15 protein-coding genes are annotated in these 16,739 nt (G+C 61.8%); 6 read left to right on the forward strand and 9 right to left on the reverse strand.

What is annotated here, in order from left to right:
• Positions 1-39: 39 nt before the first annotated feature.
• The 5 genes from EOM25_03755 to EOM25_03775 are packed head-to-tail and all read right to left on the reverse strand — an operon-like array spanning position 40 to position 6,341.
• The gene (locus EOM25_03755) at positions 40-2,529 is read right to left on the reverse strand and encodes a diguanylate cyclase (GenBank protein NCC24306.1); all 2,490 of its coding nucleotides are present in this window, start codon (positions 2,527-2,529) and stop codon (positions 40-42) included.
• On the reverse strand, positions 2,530-3,498 hold the full coding sequence (locus EOM25_03760; protein ID NCC24307.1) for a polyprenyl synthetase family protein: 969 nt from the start codon (positions 3,496-3,498) through the stop codon (positions 2,530-2,532).
• Positions 3,495-4,337, reverse strand: a complete 843-nt coding sequence (locus tag EOM25_03765; protein NCC24308.1) for a hypothetical protein — start codon at positions 4,335-4,337, stop codon at positions 3,495-3,497. Before EOM25_03765 ends, EOM25_03760 begins: the two co-directional genes overlap by 4 nt.
• Positions 4,328-5,014, reverse strand: coding sequence for a futalosine hydrolase (mqnB, locus tag EOM25_03770; protein ID NCC24309.1), 687 nt, complete (start codon positions 5,012-5,014; stop codon positions 4,328-4,330). Before mqnB ends, EOM25_03765 begins: the two co-directional genes overlap by 10 nt.
• Before the next feature lie 13 nt (positions 5,015-5,027).
• Positions 5,028-6,341: a nucleotide sugar dehydrogenase gene (locus EOM25_03775; protein ID NCC24310.1), complete on the reverse strand. Its 1,314-nt coding sequence runs from the start codon at positions 6,339-6,341 to the stop codon at positions 5,028-5,030.
• 87 nt (positions 6,342-6,428) lie between these two features.
• Here EOM25_03775 and EOM25_03780 point away from each other — a divergent pair, with 87 nt between their 5' ends.
• Entirely contained in the window at positions 6,429-6,632 is a 204-nt protein-coding gene (locus tag EOM25_03780; protein NCC24311.1) for a DUF2065 domain-containing protein, read from the forward strand.
• Here EOM25_03780 and EOM25_03785 read toward each other — a convergent pair.
• The 3 genes from EOM25_03785 to EOM25_03795 all read right to left on the reverse strand — a co-directional run bounded on the left by EOM25_03785 (position 6,610) and on the right by EOM25_03795 (position 8,962).
• On the reverse strand, positions 6,610-7,350 hold the full coding sequence (locus tag EOM25_03785) for a ubiquinone/menaquinone biosynthesis methyltransferase (GenBank protein NCC24312.1): 741 nt from the start codon (positions 7,348-7,350) through the stop codon (positions 6,610-6,612). The genes EOM25_03780 and EOM25_03785 overlap by 23 nt on opposite strands.
• Positions 7,347-7,532: a hypothetical protein gene (locus EOM25_03790; protein NCC24313.1), complete on the reverse strand. Its 186-nt coding sequence runs from the start codon at positions 7,530-7,532 to the stop codon at positions 7,347-7,349. Before EOM25_03790 ends, EOM25_03785 begins: the two co-directional genes overlap by 4 nt.
• 245 nt (positions 7,533-7,777) lie before the next feature.
• Complete coding sequence (locus EOM25_03795) at positions 7,778-8,962, reverse strand: hypothetical protein (GenBank protein ID NCC24314.1); 1,185 nt, start codon at positions 8,960-8,962, stop codon at positions 7,778-7,780.
• 276 nt (positions 8,963-9,238) lie between these two features.
• Between EOM25_03795 and EOM25_03800 the strand changes: the two genes are divergently transcribed.
• The 4 genes from EOM25_03800 (at position 9,239) to EOM25_03815 (ending at position 14,281) form a co-directional block, all read left to right on the forward strand.
• A complete protein-coding gene (locus EOM25_03800) occupies positions 9,239-10,207 on the forward strand; it encodes an ATP-binding cassette domain-containing protein (GenBank protein NCC24315.1) in 969 nt (322 codons plus the stop codon).
• Entirely contained in the window at positions 10,200-12,584 is a 2,385-nt protein-coding gene (locus tag EOM25_03805; GenBank protein ID NCC24316.1) for a hypothetical protein, read from the forward strand. The genes EOM25_03800 and EOM25_03805 overlap by 8 nt, the downstream gene beginning before the upstream one ends.
• Before the next feature lie 22 nt (positions 12,585-12,606).
• Positions 12,607-13,599, forward strand: coding sequence for a DUF4340 domain-containing protein (locus EOM25_03810; protein NCC24317.1), 993 nt, complete (start codon positions 12,607-12,609; stop codon positions 13,597-13,599).
• A 70-nt stretch (positions 13,600-13,669) separates the two neighbouring features.
• A complete protein-coding gene (locus tag EOM25_03815) occupies positions 13,670-14,281 on the forward strand; it encodes a VOC family protein (GenBank protein NCC24318.1) in 612 nt (203 codons plus the stop codon).
• On the opposite strand, the gene EOM25_03820 is transcribed toward EOM25_03815, so the two are convergent.
• Positions 14,263-15,138: a pyridoxamine kinase gene (locus EOM25_03820; protein ID NCC24319.1), complete on the reverse strand. Its 876-nt coding sequence runs from the start codon at positions 15,136-15,138 to the stop codon at positions 14,263-14,265. The genes EOM25_03815 and EOM25_03820 overlap by 19 nt on opposite strands.
• Positions 15,139-15,457: 319 nt before the next feature.
• Between EOM25_03820 and EOM25_03825 the strand changes: the two genes are divergently transcribed.
• Positions 15,458-16,357 carry a carbonic anhydrase gene (locus tag EOM25_03825; GenBank protein ID NCC24320.1) on the forward strand — a complete coding sequence of 300 codons (900 nt, stop codon included), beginning with the start codon at positions 15,458-15,460 and terminating at the stop codon, positions 16,355-16,357.
• Positions 16,358-16,739: the final 382 nt, after the last annotated feature.

A 16,739-nucleotide genomic window follows, 5' to 3' on the forward strand; every position in this document is an offset into this window, starting at 1 on the left:
TTGGAACGGTCGAGGCCCGGCCCGGGGGGCCGGGGCGGGTCATGATGCGGCGGCCGGTTCCTCGGCCCAGGTGATGGTGTTTCCGCCCCTGGCCTTGGATGCGTAGCTGGCATGGTCTGCCCTGTAGAGAAGCTCCTCTGCAGATTCTCCGGCCAGGAGCATGGCCAGGCCTATGCTCAGGGTCATGGCCGAGTCGAACATGGTTTCGAACTGCCGGGCGATGCGTTCGGCCATGGACTGGAGCACGGAAGGATTGACCTCCGAGACGAGGATGACGAACTCGTCTCCGCCGTACCGGCAGGGAAAGTCCATGCCCTTGCGCAGATTCTGTCTCAGGATGGTCCCGATGTTCTGGAGGACCTTGTCCCCTTCCTGGTGGCCGTGGGTGTCGTTATAGGTCTTGAAGTGATCGACGTCGAAAAAGATGATGCCCATGGGCCGCTGGGTCCGTCCGTTGCGGGAGATTTCCCGTTCGATGGCCAACTGGAACTGATGCCGGTTGAAGAGTTTGGTCAGGTTGTCGTAGGCGGCCTGGAGTTTGATCTTTTCCTCCAGGCGGCGGATCTGGGTCAGATCCCGGCCGACGATCAGATAGGAAGACTGCCCGCCGTGCAGGGGGGTGACGATAAATTCTAATGATTTGAAATTGTTACGACCAAGATGCATCTTGACTTCCAATGGATGCCCAGACTTGAGGGAGGCCGGGCCCCAGTCGACGGTCAGGACGCTTTCGGGCCGGGCGATCTCGAAGATATTCCGGCCGAGGAGTTCCCGGCTCTGTTCGTGGGAGATGAAGAGGATGGTTCCCTCCTTGTCCACGGTCAAAACGATGTCCTGCATGGCCTCCAGAAGGCTGTTCAGGAACTCGCGTTGTTGGACGGCCTCGTTTTCCAGTTCGGCCAGTTGGGTGATATCCTCGGCCAGGGCGATGATTTCGAGACGGCCGTCCAGAATGACCTTGTGGGCGTTGATGTACATGCAGGTCGTCTTGGGAGCGACCCCGGCCCCGAGGGGGCAGAAGAGTCTGTTGAAAGTGGCTGCCTTGGAGCCGGTCAGAAAGGTGTCCCAATGAGGATCGGGAGGAATTTTGGCCGCTGAGGAGATGGCCGGCCAGAACGCGGCTCCGTCCACGGACCGGGAGAAGAAGGATCTGAAACGCTCGTTAGCCTGAAGGATGCGGCCGTCGCCGTCCAGTCTGGCCACGCCCACTGGAAGGATGTCGAGGGTCCTAGCCTTGGATTCCATGGCCGCGTGCTGGAGATAGTAGAATGAGAAGGCGTGGCCGAAGAAGCGGAAATAGAGATTGATCTCTCTCTCGAGAGCGGTGGAGGCTGTTGGACTCTCGTGCCGGAATTCAGCCAGCTTCAGTCCTCCGGACTCGGCCGAATGACCAGGCTCGGACAGGCCCCAGGCCACCCGGTCGACCTGGGGAAAGACTTCGATATTCGGATTCCCGGTCGGGCCGGTCTGGCGGAAAAGCTTCCAGACCGCGGCGTTCGGCTCGAAGAGGAGGAGTTCCCAGTTCTCCAAGCCCCAATTCCAGCGAAAGTGATTGGCCATGGCCGAGGCGATAGCCGGGAGGCCGCCCTGCATGCTCTGAATTTCCATGCACTGGAAGTAGAAGGTCTGCATGGCCTGGATGGAGTAGTCGTAGAGACGACTGGACAGCCCCGCGGGATCAAGATCCAGGGTAGTGCACATGGCCTTGAAGCGTTCAGTGCAGACCTCCCGGGCCTTGGCAACTTCCGTGCGGTCCAGTCCAGTCACCGAGGCCAAAAGGGATTGGAATTGGAACAGGGGTTCGGGTCGCTCCAGGGCGGAGAATTCGACCTCGGCCCAGCGCGTGGCCAGGGCCACGGACTGGGAAAAAGGATCCAGTTCCTGGATGCGGTTCAGTTCATGGTGCTTGAGGATGCTGTCGTAGCAGAAATCCGGCAGGTTCCACTCGTCGAGGAGAATCTGGGTCAGGACCGGGTGAGTATGGCCGAGCATTGATTTTTCCTGCTCGAACTGGCCGCTGCGCAGGGTGATGATGTCGTCGCCGTTGTCGAACAGAGAGACGCAGGTCTCGGAGGAGGCGCAGAGCAGAAGGATGGAAAGGTCCTTGAGCAGGGCGCAGATGTAGGCCATGCCGGCCTTTTCCGGGGCCAGATCCAAGGCCAGATGTTCGGCGGCAATGGCCGACCAGATGATCATCCGCCAGTTGTTGTACGGGTCGGTGCCCTTCCGGGCCATGAAGGCCTTGGTGTTTTTTTGAAACGACAGGGACAGGGCGATTTTGAGAATTTCCTTGTTCCCGAGGACGACCGTGGCCCGCTGAATGTCGGCGATTTTATGAGCCTGTCCGTAGATCGGGGAGTTGGCCAGGGAGAGGATTGTGGACGTAAGACCTGGGTCCATTCCGATCAGTTCTCCGATCCGCTTCAGATCGGGATCGGGGTTGACCAGTTCCTTGAGGAGTTTGGTGGTCACCGGGGGAAAGACCGAAGCCAGTCCCTTGCGGAGGGTGGTGAGGACGATATCGGACATTTATCGTTGGCGGGTTGTGATGTATTGGGCCATTTGAGCCAGGATTCGGGCTTCGGAGCCGGAGGCGAACGCCGGAAGTGCCTTCAGGGCAACGGCAATGTATTCTTCAGCCTGTGTTCTTGTCTTTCCGGAAAAACCACCTTTGTCAATAGCATCGGCCAGGGAGCCCAGGGTTTGATGGTCCAGGCGCCGGGAGGTGATTTCGGCCACGAGTTCGTTTCGGACCTCAGACTCCAGGGTCTTGAGGTAGAGGATCGCCGGCAGGGTCAACTTTCCCTCCCGGAGGTCCGTTCCGGCGGGCTTGCCCAGATGTTCGGAATCGGCCTCGAAGTCAAGGGCGTCGTCCACGAGCTGAAAGGCGATGCCCACGTGGCGGCCGAACTCCCGGGCCGCGGCGCGGGCCTGGTCGTCCCTTCCGGCCAGAATGGCCCCGAATTCGGCAGCGGCCTGGATCAGAAAGGCGGTCTTGCCGATGATGATTTTGAGGTAGTCGTCCTCGGAGAAGTCGGGGATTCGGCCCTGGGCGATTTCCAGCATCTCCCCGACGGCCGTCTCCTGGATGGCCTCGGAGACGCACTCGGTCAGGGCCGGGTTGCCGGTCCGGGCCACGATACGATTGGCCAGGGCCAGGAGGACGTCCCCAGCCAGGACGGACTCGGTCAGGCCGAATTCAAGGTGGGTGCTGGCCTGGCCTCGGCGGGTTTCGGCGTGGTCCAGGATGTCGTCATGGATGAGCGTTGCCGAGTGAAAAAGCTCCAGGGCCGCTGCCAACGCGTGGAGGTCGGGACCGTCGTACCCACCCGCCCGGGCCGAAAGGATGACCAGAAGAGGCCGCAGTCGTTTGCCTCCGGCCAGGAGAACATGCTCGGCCACCGGTCGGACCAGGGGGTGCAGGCCGGCGAGGGCCTGGCGGATGGAGGCCTCAATGGGCTCTTTTTCGCGCAAAAGGTAGGCTTTGAGTTCTTTCATGGCCGTAGGTGGTTGGGGTGGGCCGGGTCCGCCTCAAAGGCCCTTGGGGCGTCCGGAAGCAGGGAGCCGAGGAGTTCTAGGGCGTGTTTGCCGGTCGGACCCATATCCAGAGACAGATTATTGACGTAGGCATCAATGTGGGCCTTTAGAGTTGAGTCGTCCAATTCCCGAGCCAGTGCCCGGACCAGAGGCATGACCGTTTCCGGGTTTCGGCGGGCAAACTCGAGGCTCGCCGCGAACAGGGAGTCCACGCTACGAATCCGGGATGGACCGAGGCCCGTCGCGGCTACACAGACTCCCAGGGGTAGGGGAAGACCCGAACTGCGTTGGGCCCACCATTGCCCAAGATCGACCAAAAGCTCAAGTCCGAGGCGGGAGTGGACCAGGGCCGTTTCGTGGATGAGGAGCCCGGCATCGACCCGGCCGTCGAGGACTGCCCCAGGCACGAGGTCGAAGCGCATGGGCACGGGCTTGAAATCGTGACTCAGAGCGGACCGGGCCAGGGCGAAGGCCGTGGTGGACAGGCCCGGCACAGCCATGGTTTTCGGGTTTTCCGGGCCCTGGGGCAGGATCACGATCCGCGGTCCCTGGCCAAGGCCGAAGGCCCCGCCCGAGGCCAGGAGGGTCCAGTCGGGGCCGAGGCGCAGGGCCTGGACGGCGGAAATCTTGATCACGTGGGCCCGGGCCTGAACGGCCATGTCGTTCAGTTCGGCAATGTCTGACCACAGGCAGGCGAGATCGTCTCTGGCCAGACCCGGATGTTCGACCAGACCCATGATCCAGGAGGCGTGAATCCATGTGTCGTTGGGACAGGGGGAGATGGCGGCGGTCAGGAGCATGGTTGACTTCGCCCGGGGATCAGGTGTTGCCGGATGGCGGAAAGCCGGTTCAGGGCCGGGTGCAGTGCCCAGTCCTCGGGCCGTCGGCTGCCGACGAGATTGGAGACCGTTCGAATTTCCAGAAAGGGGATGCGCCGACCGGCGCAGACCAGGGCCAGGGCGAAGCCTTCCATGTTCTCCAGGAGGGCATCGTAGAGCTTTGACAGGTGACGTGCCCGCTCAGGGGTTCCGGTCACCCCGGCCACGGTCAGGCTGGGGCCTCGTTTCCATTCGGGATCGAGGGCCAGACCCATGTCCCGGGCGGCCCGGTCCGGGTCAAGGTCCAGGCGGTCCCATACCGGTCGGCCGTCGATTTGGGCCAGGGCGAAGCCAAGGGCCTCGGGGTCCAGTCCGGAGTCCGTGTACAGGCCGAATTCGGGCCAGATCTCGTGCTCGACGACGACGGTCTTCCCCAAGGCTGCCCGAACCGTGGAAAAGGTTCCGGCCACCCCGAGATTGACGACTCCGCAGACGGATGGATTGACGGCCAGAAAGGCGGCCAGACCAGCGGCGGCGTTGACGGGGCCGATGCCGGTGATCAGGCTTGTGGAGCTGGACGGGCCCGACAGGGGGCGGTCCGAGTCGAAGGTGGCTCGATGTTCGGACGCGGTGGCCAGGGCAAAGACGATCATGGGCAAGTTGGCCGGATTCCTAAAGGCGCCAAAAGGCCAGGCCCCGGTCCCGCAGGGGGGCAGGATCGAAAAATGCCTTGATGTCCACGATCACGCCGCGATGGGCTCGGGCAAACATGGCCTCGATTCGGTCCGGGGCCAGGGGCTTGAATTCGTCGTGGCCCACGGCCAAAACAAGGCCGTCGAGGTCGTGGAACTCGCTCATGTCCACGAGGTCGAGGGTGTACTCCCGGCGGGCCTCATCCGGATCGGCCAGAGGGTCGTGGATCAGAACCTCAACTCCGTAGTCGCGCAGTTCTCGGACCAGGTCGGCGACCTTGCTGTTGCGAAGATCCGGGACGTTTTCCTTGAAGGTCAGCCCAAGGACTCCAACCCTGGCTCCCATGACCCGGCATTGGCGGCGGATCAATTCCTTGACGGTCCGCTCGGCCACGTACTTGGCCATGCCGTCGTTGATGCGTCGACCGGCCAGGATGACCTGGGGATGGAAGCCCAGGGACTCGGCCAGGAAGGTCAGGTAGTAGGGGTCCACGCCAATGCAATGACCGCCGACCAGGCCGGGCCGGAAGGGCAGGAAATTCCATTTGGACCCGGCGGCCTGAAGGACCTCGAGGGTGTCGATGCCCAGATGGTCGAAGATCTGGGCCAGCTCGTTCATCAGGGCGATGTTCAGGTCGCGCTGGGTGTTCTCAATGACCTTGGCCGCCTCGGCGACCTTGATGCTTGAGGCCCGGTGGATGCCGGCCGTGACCACCCGTCCGTAGACTCGGGCCAGGAGATCGGCTGTTTCGGGGTCCTGTCCAGCCACGATTTTGACGATGGTTTCCAGGGTGTGGACCCGGTCGCCGGGATTGATACGTTCCGGGGAGTAGCCAACCTTAAAGTCTGTTCCGCAGGATAGGCCCGATTCGGTTTCCAGGATGGGCACACAGACGTCCTCGGTGACCCCAGGGTAAACCGTGGACTCGTAGACCACGACGCTCCCGGCGGACATGGCCCGTCCGACGGTGGTCGTGGCGCTTTGGACCGGACCCAGGTCGGGTCTGCGATTTCCGTCGATGGGGGTCGGCACGGCCACGATGATCAGTCCGCATCCGGCCATGGTCGAGGGATCGGCCGTGAATTCGATGGGGGCCCGTGACAGGCGCTCGCCATCGACTTCCAGGGTCGAATCCCTTCCGGACCGGAGGGCCTCGATGCGGAGGGCTGAGATATCGAATCCGACTACCCGGAAGTGTTCGGAGAGGGCCACGGCCAGGGGCAGTCCGACGTAGCCCAGACCGACAACTCCGATGGCGCTGGTTCGGTTTTCAAGGTGTTCGAAAGTGATCATTTTCGGTTCTCCTCGTCGGCTGGCCGTCCACCCAGACTTGGCGCGAGCCCTGGACAAGGCTCGGACCGGAAGCGTAGGAGAGCGGCCATGAGTTTCAACCTGTCAATTTTCCTTTGTGGTCTCGGACTGGCCCTCATCCTTGAGGGCCTACCCTATTTCCTATGGGCCGAAAAAATGCCCGTAATTTTGCGGACCATGGCCGAACAGCCTCCCGGCAGACTCAGAATTCTGGGCCTGTGCGCTATCCTGTCCGGGTTGGCGGTCGTGTTCATGGGCCGTTCCCTGCACTGAACGGAACCGTTTCCGTCGCCGGGGCTTTGAGGGCCGTGTGCAGGAAGACGATGCCCGAGGTCATGGGGGTGTAGGTCACGTCGGCGAAACCGCTTTCGAGTATTTCTCCGGCCAGGAGGCTTTCGTCGGGAAAGGCGGCGATGGTCTCGGCCAGGTAGCGGTAGGCCGTGGGGTCCCTGGAGACCACTGCCCCGATCCGGGGGAGGATGTACCGAAGATATAGATTGTAGATGCCCCCCCAGATTCGTCGGCGTCCGGTGCCGAATTCAAGGACGCAAAGCCGACCGCCGGGTTTGAGGATGCGCAAGATTTCGGCCCAGGCCTGGGCACGGGGTTGGATGTTCCTGATGCCGAAGGCGATGGTCGCGGCATCGGCGCAGGCGTCGGGCAGGGGCAGAACTCTGGCGTCGGCCAGGACAGCCCGGATGTTCGAGTGATGGGATGGCGGGATTTTCTTCAAGCCCTGACGGAGCATGGCTCCGGCCACGTCCATGGCCAGGACCCGGGTCCGAAGGTTTGTCTGGGCCAAGGCCAGGGAGACGTCCAGGGTTCCGGCCGCGAGGTCGACGAAGACCGGACCCTGGCCTGCGGCCTTGACCAATCGGCGGCGCCAGACCCGGTCGAGCCCCAGACTGAGGACCCGGTTGAGCAGATCGTAGCGGGCGGCGATGCCATCGAACAGCCCGGCGATGCGGGCGTCCCGCTCCGGATGGCTCATAGGTCCCGGTCTTCCGGGTTGTCGGCGGAGTTGGGGGTCTGGTCTTCCAGGGTCCTTAGAACTTCCCGGTAGATGGGTCCGAAGTGCTCCTGAAAGTTGGCCGGGGAAATACGTCCGGTCTCCACGAACTTGACCACGATCTCCTTGGCCACTTGCAAGGCCAGCTTGCGGTCCTGATCCATCATGCCTCCGGACCGGAAAAATGTCAGGCCGGCCCGTCCCGTTGAAAAAAACCGCCCGGGGGGAAATGGGTCTGGCCATGCCAAACGACAAACCGGGCGGCCGGAAGGAAGAACCCTTGAAGCCCTCCCCTCCTGAAAAAAGACTTTTTATCACGGAGCCGGGCGGGAGTCGAGCGATCCGGCAGACCGAAAAAAAGGCCGGGAACGCGTCCCCGGCCTGTGTGTCGCTTTGAGACGAGGAGGAATCAGCCCTTGAGGGCGGCGATCTCCTCGCGCAAGATGCGGGCCGCGGCGTCCGGAATCAAACGCTCAAGTTCGACACGCAGTTTTTCGGTGACGGCGGCCTCGATGGCTTCGGCGGATGGCGCGGCGGCAAGAGCCCGAACCTCTGACTGCAGGGCTTCCCGCTGATCCGAGAGTTCCTGGATTTGGGACTTGAGGGCCTGTATCTCGCCCTTGAGACCGTCCCTCTCGTTTCGACATTCGTCGAGACCTGTCTGTATCTCGTTCCGGATTTCGGCCGAGACGGCCTCGACGTCGGGAATGGCAGGCGGTTCGGGCAAATTTTCTCTGATCAGGGCGACGAGTTCATCGTTGGTGGGGATGGGCAGGGCCTGGACCCGTTCCTTCAAGGAGTCAATGTCGGCGGCCAGAGGCCCTGTCTTTTCCTCGGCCACGGACTTCTCAATGGTTTCGACCTTTTCCCGCAGGGCTGCGAGATCTTCAGCCAGGGGTGCGATACCGTCCTCGGCGGAGGGAGCGGCCTGCTCCGTGGCGGCCAGCCGTTCATGCATGGCGTCCAAGTCGGCACGCAGGGACTGAAACTCCTCGATGCTCACTCCCGGGACGCGGGCCGATTCATCGAGCATTCCGCGCATGTCGGCGTCCGGTTCAGGGCCGGACTCCTCGTCCAGGCCGGAGATGAGGTTCTCGAGTTCCCCGAGCTTGACCTCCTCGCCGAGTTTTTCGAGTTCGCGTTCCTCGTCGGTCAGCGCATCCTCGGCTTCGGGCTTCGGAAGATCCACTTCGAGGTCCGGTGTCGACTCAGGCTCGGGCAGGTCGACGGAGAATTCGGGCTCAGGCTCGGGCAGGGCAGGTTCCTCCGGGGCCGCATCGGTCTCCAGGCTCAGATCGATCTCGGCATCCAAATCCAAGACTGCGGATTCGGGCAGATCCGCCGTGACATCGGAGGCCTTGGTATCCGGGCGGTCGTCATCAAGATCCTTGAACAGGGCGTCGATGTCTAGATCCTCGCCAAAGGCTTCCTGGGTGTCATCCGGCTTGGAGTCGTCAAGCAGGTCCTTGAACTCGGTGTCCAGATCGTTTTCGCCGAGGACGTTTTCGACCGGGAAGTCGTCAGGAGCGTCTTCCTCAATGATTTCAGTCAATTCAAAAACATCTTCGTCCTGGATTTTTTCCTTGCTGGTCATGAGAACCCCTCGATGGCTGCTGGAGACAAACGGGACAGGCGTAGCGGAGGCGGGCCTGTCCGGGCCAGAAATCGAATAAAAAACTAGACCCGGGGATGGCCCCTGTCAATCATTGTCTGCCGCCGAAAGGCGATGTGCAGTGTGCAAGCCTCTTGACCTTATGAATGTGATGTCTAAAATTAGCTTCAAGGCCGCAGGAGGCGGCTGTTTCGGCCCGGTGGCAAAACCCCGGACCGTTTTTTTTCTCGAACGTAAAGGCAACGCGAGGAGGCGCATATGATCGAAGCCCAAGGCCTGTGTATGCGATACGGGCCAGTGACCGCCCTGGAAGACTGCAGCTTCGACGTCCGCAAGGGCGAGATCGTCGGGCTGCTGGGGCCCAACGGGGCGGGCAAGTCAACGGCCATGAAGATTTTGACCACCTTTCTCTACCCGACCTCGGGAACGGCCACGGTGGCCGGACACGATGTCTTGACCGAACCTCTGGAGGTTCGGAGGCGGATGGGAGCCCTTCCGGAGAACCTGCCCCTGTATTCCCGGCTGGAGGTCGGGGAATACCTGAAATTCGTGGCCCAGGCTCGGGGCGTCACGGGAAAAACCTTGGCCTCCCGCATGGCCTGGGTCCTGGAGCGGACCGGTCTGGGAGTCATGTACTATCGGCCCATCGGGGAGCTCTCCAAGGGCTATCGGCAACGGACGGCCCTGGCCCAGGCCCTGATCCACGACCCTGATGTCATTATCCTTGACGAGCCGACCACGGGGCTGGATCCCCATCAGATTCTGGACATCAGAAAACTCGTCAAGGAACTGGCGGCAGATAGGACGGTTCTTTTCTCGACCCATATTCTTCAGGAAGTGGAGGCCATCGCCGACCGGATCGTCATCATCAGCCAGGGCCGGATCGTGGCCGCCGGCTCCCTGGCAGAACTGACGGGTCAAGCCGGGCTGCAGCCCGGAGTGGAAATCGTCATCCGGGCCGAGTTCGACTCGGCGCGCGAGTCCCTGGAACATTGTGTCCCGGGCTGTTCGGTGGACCTGGCCCGGGTCGAGGGAGAGTGGTCCTGCATCCGTCTCCAGGGGGAAGAACCGGCCCTGGTCTGCTCGGCAGTCTACCGGGAGGCGGTCAGCCAGGGTTGGGACCTCCGGTCCATCAGACCCGAACCCGTGAGCCTGGAATCGGTTTTTCTGGCCCTGACCAGGGCTGAGAAACCGGCCGCGGCCGAAGGAGGGAAGGCCCATGCGTAGCGTCGGAACCATATTCCGGAAGGAATTGGCCGGGTACTTCAATTCGGCCATTGGGTACATCTATCTCATCGTCTTCGTTCTCTTGACCAGCGGGTTGTTCGTGACCGGGTTCTTCGAGTTTCCCATGGCCGAGATGCGAAGTTTCTTCACGATTTTGCCCATCGTCTTCTGCGTGTTTCTGCCGGCGGTGACCATGCGGCTCTGGGCCGAGGAGCGGGCCGAGAACACTCTGGAGATGCTTTTGACCCTGCCGGTCGGGCCCCTGACGGTGATTATGGGCAAGTACTTGGCCGGGCTGGCCTTCTTGGCCTTTGGCCTAATCGCAACCCTGACGGTTCCGATCATGCTGTACTCGCTCGGTTCTCCGGACATGGGCCAGATTGTGGCCTCCTATGCCGGGGCCCTGCTGCTCGGAGCTTTCTTTTTGGCTCTAGGGCAGCTCGTTTCCGGGTTCGCCCGGGACCAGATCGTGGCCTTTGTATGTTCCTTGCTGGCCTGTTTCGGACTCTACCTCCTGGGAACCGATTTCATCGCATCGGCCCTAGACGGCTGGGCTGCGGGTCTGGGCTCGACTCTGCGTGATCTTCTGGGAGTCACCGGGCACTACCTTGATTTCACTCGGGGCGTGGTTGAAACGGCCAATATCCTCTACTTCGTGGTTTGGATATCGCTCTTTTTGATCCTCAACGGGATGTACATCGAGGGTCGCGGCCGACGGACGGCCAAGGCGACCATGGCCGCGGCCACAACCCTGGCTCTGGGTATCGGGCTTAGTTTGAACGCCATGCTGGCCGACACCAGTCTGGGCCGCTTCGATCTGACCGAGAACAAGATTTACACCGTGAGCGATGGATCCAAGCGGATTCTGTCCCGGCTGGATGCCCCGGTTCAGGTCAAGTACTACGTCACCCCTGCCTCGGAGATGCCCACCGAGCTCAAGAATCTCGAGCGGGACGTTATGGACAAGCTCAGGGAGCTCAGGGTGGTCAGCGGGGGCCAGGTCAACTTCGAACGGGTCCATATGCGGGCGGCCAACGTCCTTCAGGATCCCGGGGCCGAGGCAGCCAACGAGGACCCCATGGAGAAGCGCATGCTTCAGAAGGGGGTCGAGCCTTTTTCGGTCCAGGCCACACGACGGACCGGCGCGGTCAGCAATCTGATCTATTCCTCCATCGGCGTGGCCTACAGGGACAAGAGCGAGGAGATTCTGGGCGGCATCGTGCCCAATACCCTGCCGGATCTCGAGTACGCTCTGGTGTCCTCCATTTTCCGCCTGTCCAGGGATAAGACCCCCAAGGTCGGAATCTTCGGCCCGGCCGAAAGGTATTCCATGGTTGGCAGTCTCCTGCAGCAGGAACAGTATCAGGTCGTGCCCGTGGCCCTGACCAAGGACTCGCCATTGCCCGAGGACTTGGACGTTCTGCTTCTGCTTGATCCCCAGGGACTTGACGAGCGCCAGAAATGGGAGATCGGCCGGGCCCTGGCCCGAGGCCAGAAGACGGTCATGGCCGTGCAGACCAACCGCTGGGACTACAGCATCACCCAGGGTCGGCTCAATGTGAACCGCATCCCCCAGAATCCGAACGTAAACGACGTGGTCCAGGAGTACGGGTTCCGGTTCGATGACCAGGTCCTCATGGACGACAACAATGCCCCCATCCGGGTCGCCCGCAACCAGTTGGAACAGATGTTCGGCGGGGGTATCAATCTGACACTGCCCATGCAGATCCTCATAGGCCGCGAGACCATGGCCGTCGATGATCCGCTGATGGCCAGGATTCAGGCCATCTTTCTTCTTTGGGGCGAGCGGGTCGTCGTGGAGGAGGACGTTCTGGCCAAGCACGGCCTGAGCCACCAGGTTCTGGCCTCCACCGGAGAGCGGTCCTGGCTGGTGCCTCCAGCCCAGACCCTCCAGCAGTTCCAGGTCAAGGCTCCTGACGATGGACTCAAGTCCTATCCGGTCCTGACCAGGATCAGCGGGATCTTCCCGGATCTCCAGGAGGGCAAGCCCGTGCCGCCGTGGCCCGGCGAGGAGAATCTGAATGCGACCCTGGCCGAGCCGGTGGCCGGCGTGGCCGGCGAGGTCCTGGCCATAGGCGGGGCCGAGCTTTTTGCCGACGGGCTCATGAGTACCAACGGAGACCTGTTGCTCAATTGCGTCGACTCGCTGGCCCAGGGCACGGACCTCATCCAGGTTCGAAAAAGTCAGGTCGAGAGTCGATATATCCTGAACGTCACCACGGCCCAGACGGCCTGGTGGAAGGCGGTGAACTTCGTGTTGGTGGCAGCGGTCCTCGTCGGGATCGGACTGGTTCGCTTCGCGTATCGCCGACGAAGGCGGGCCGCCCACCCGGGCGGGTTCGACGGCAGTCTGTAGACGAGCTATCCAGGAGGACACCATGAATAGAAAACTCGTGATTTTGGTCTTTGTCTTTGTGGCCGTGGCGGCCGCCCTGCTGATTCGGAAGACAATCAGCAAGACTCCGGACCTGACGACCTACGAGGACTTGGCCGTGTTTTTTCCGGCTGGATCCTCAGAGGCCGACGTCCGGGAGATCGTTCTGAGGGTTGGCGACAATGCCAATGCCACGGCCAGGATCGTCCGCCAAGGTGAGGAATGGATTCTGCCTGAGATGTACGACGCTCTGGCCGACGAGCATCAGGTCCGGGAACTCATTCGGATGGCCCGGGAACTGCGCGGTGAATTCCGGGCCGAAGACAAGGCCCTGCTGGCCGATTTCGGCCTGGTGGAAGGCCCGGAGTCCAAAGGGTTTCGGATGATCGGAACCTCCGGCCAGACGCTGCTCGACATCCAGGTGGGCAAGGGTGACGGACGAAGCGCCTTTGTTCGAAGGCCCGGGGAGGACCGGGTCTATGTGGTCCAGGGGAACATCCTATTCCAGACGGGCCTGAACAGGGATTCGCTGGATCGGAGCCGTTGGATGAACCGCAATCTGACGGTTCTGCCCCAGGATTCGGCCCAGGAAATCATCCTGGTCGGTCCGGATGGCACGGTTACCTTGACGGCCTTCACCCCCGAACAGGCGGAAGGGGCCAACGCAACGGTGCCGATGCTCGACGGCAAGAACTGGCGGGCGGATCTCGACACTTGGACAGAGGAGCAGTCCATGACTGCAGCCAAATTCATTGAGAGCGCCCTTGCCCTTATGCACGTCGATGAGGCCGTGGACCCGGCCCGGAAGGCCGAGCTCGGTCTGGAAGAACCTGAATACCTGGTCCGGGTCAGGACCTGGGACCGGACCGTAGAGATCGCCGGAACCAAGAGCGGCGAGGAGTTTTTTGTCGAAATTCTCGGGAAGCCCCGGGTGTACCGTGTCAGCGGGTCGGTTTTCGGCCGGGTATTTCCCGACAAAGATTCTTGCGGGCATTGACCGCGACAAACGCGCGAATGATCAGCGCCGGGCCAGGAACATTTCCCGGCCCGGCTGGCAAGGATAGGTCATGTACACCGGGGTGAACCATCTGGCCCTGACGACCACGGACATGGAGGCCACAATCCGCTTCTGGCGCGATTTGCTTGGGCTACCCCTGGTGGCCGGTCTGGGGGAGCGGGGATACCGTCAATACTTCTTTTCCCTGACGGACAGGGACATGGTCGCCTTTTTCGAATGGCCGGAAGGCCGGAGACCGTCCCTCAAAGATCACGGGGTTCCGACCCGGGAGCCTTTGGCCTTTGACCACGTTTCCATCGGGGTGGAGTCCGACGATGATCTCTGGGTTCTCAAGGATCGGTTGGAGGCGGCCGGATTCTGGGTCTCGGAGGTCATGGACCACGGTTTTATCCATTCCATCTATTCCTTCGACCCCAACGACATCCCCATCGAGTTCAGCTCCCCGGTCCGGGGCGTGGATCTGCGAACCCGACCGGTGATGGCCGACCGGAATCCGGTTCCGGCCGCCCTGGAAGGACCGATGCCCAGACCGGAGCCTTGGCCAAGGCCCGAGCCGTTCCCGGGGAGTGAGCGAGCCGTGTACCCAGGTGAAGGGTTGAGCCTGTTGAACCAAACCGGAAAGCCACGTCAGAGCGAAGATCCTCAGGACACGATTTCGTAGCTGCTCATGGTCACCGGGGCGTTCAGGCTGTCCAGAACCCGTTCCAGGAACACGCCTTCTCGGGCCGGGGTGCCGTGGCCGAAGGTGGTCCGGATGGCCAGGGCCACGAACTGGACGGCTCGGTCCAGGGCGATGGGCAGGCTGTCTCCCTGGAGGATGGCCCCGGTCAGGACGCTGGCGAAGATGTCGCCCGTGCCCGGGTAGCTGGTGGGCACGTAGGTGCAGGATACCCGCCACATGCGACCGGTGGCCCGGTCATAGGCCAAGACGGCCGAGCCTTCGGACAGTCCCTGGACCGGAACGCTGGTGACGACCACCCGACGAGGGCCGAGAGCAGAGAGATCCTCCAGCCAGCCCCGGACCCTGTCCGGCCTGGGCGGAACGGCAGGGTTGTGACCCAGAAGCAGGGCCGCCTCGGTGACGTTGGGGGTGATGAGATCGGCCTTGGCCACCAGACGGCGCATTTCAACGACCATTTCCGCGGGCATGGTGGCGTAGAGGCGGCCGTCGTCGCCCAGAACCGGGTCCACGACCACGATCTGGTCGTCCCGGCGGAAATCGTCGATGAAGTTTTCGACCATGCAGATCTGGCGGACGGAACCCAAAAACCCGCTGTAGATACAGTCGAATGCCAGGCCCAGGGATTTCCAGTGGGCGATGAACCCGGGCATGTGTTCGGTCAGGTCCACGAAACGGTAGCCCTCAAACCCGCCGGTATGAGTGGACAGGACGGCCGTGGGCAGGGAACAGACCTGGATGCGCATGGCCGAAAGAATGGGGATGACGGCAGCCAAGGAACCCCCTCCGAAGCCGGAGAGATCGTGGATGGCGGCCACCCGGGTCACGGGTCTGGGCATGTCGGTTTCCTCGTTATCGGCCGACCGGCCGAAGGGTTTTTCAGCGTCAGCAGCCGGGCTGGCCGTGGTTTCCGCAACAGGTCTTGAGACGAAGAATCTTGACGGCCATGTTCCGAAGGACGAGAAGAAGTTTTCGGGACAGGGGCATGGGCCGACGGATATTGGTCAGGGCTGCTTTCAGGTCCGGGCGTTCGGGCGTGCACATGCGGTCAGATTCAGCCCGGGGTGAGGGGTCTGTCAACCTTTGCAGGCAACTCTTGATCCATCAGGATTTTGAAACGGTCAACCAAGGCGTTAGATCGCCAGGGGGCATTCGATCATGAACCTCAAGATGATGTCTATCGTGTCGATGTGTGTGGCCCTGGCCCTGGCCATTTCCGCCCAGGTCTCGGCCATGACACCCGACGAGGCGTTGACCATGCTTCAGGAAGGCAACGCCCGGTACGTCGCCGGGAAGTCCATTCATCCCCGTCAGGATGCCGGGCGGAGAGCCGAAACGTCCGATATGGGGCAGTATCCACAGACTACCATTCTGGCTTGTTCAGATTCCCGAGTACCGGTGGAGATACTTTTCGACCAGGGCCTGGGTGATCTGTTCGTCGTCCGGGTGGCCGGGAACGTGGCTGACGTGGACGAAGTCGGAACCATCGAATATGGGGTTGAGCATCTGCACACCCCTTTGGTGGTCGTCCTGGGGCACACCCATTGCGGAGCGGTGACGGCCGTGGTCGAGGGGACCCAGGTTCACGGCAATATCATGCTTCTGGTGGACAACATCGTCCCGGCCGTGGAAAAGGTCCGGGCCGAGCGACCTGATCTCTCCGGAGATGATCTGGTGTCGGCGACGGTGGAGGCCAATGTCTGGAAGGCCATCGAGGACCTTTTGAAGTCCAGCCGGGCGACGGCCAAATTGGTCCAGGGCGGAAACCTGAAGGTGGTCGGAGCCGTCTACGACATCGAAACCGGGGAGGTGGAGTGGCTGGGTGAGCATCCCGACCAGGACGCACTGCTGATCGCGGCGGCCTCGTCAAGGATCGTCCGCAATGCCGGGTCAGAGGTCGTTCAGGATGACGAGTCCGCGATCGTTCCGGAAACGAATGAGGCCGGGACGTCTGGCGACTCCAAAGAGGAAGGTAGCGGTGGTCTGCTGCTTCTGGCGAGTTTTTTGGCTTTGATCGGGCTGGTTTTTCTGTTGAAAAGACTGGTCCTGAGCGATTAGTTTGTCAGTTCGCTGAAAAACTCCCAATTGCTACGCCGCCGCAAAAAGTTCAAACTCTTGCGTATGAATAACTACGCTTTGTCATCGAACTTTTTTCTCCTTGCACTTGGGGTTTTTGAACGAACTGTGGATAAGGACTTTTTCAATACTCAGCTATGATGCTGCCATGGGTTGACACTGACTTCGCCCTGGTATTGCCGATTCCTTGTGAGTGCCGAGAGGCCTAGCCGAGGTGCCAGGAGAGCATGAAATCCATGGCAAAGATCAGTCCGGTGTAGATCTGGACCAAAGCCAGTATGATCACGACGACATTGGCTGCCCCGTGGACGAGTGGGAGCTTGGGGCGCTTGCCTTTGTACCGGTTCATGAGCCAACCCGAGGC

The organism is Deltaproteobacteria bacterium, from assembly GCA_009929795.1.
Taxonomy (GTDB): domain Bacteria; phylum Desulfobacterota; class Desulfovibrionia; order Desulfovibrionales; family Desulfomicrobiaceae; genus RZZR01.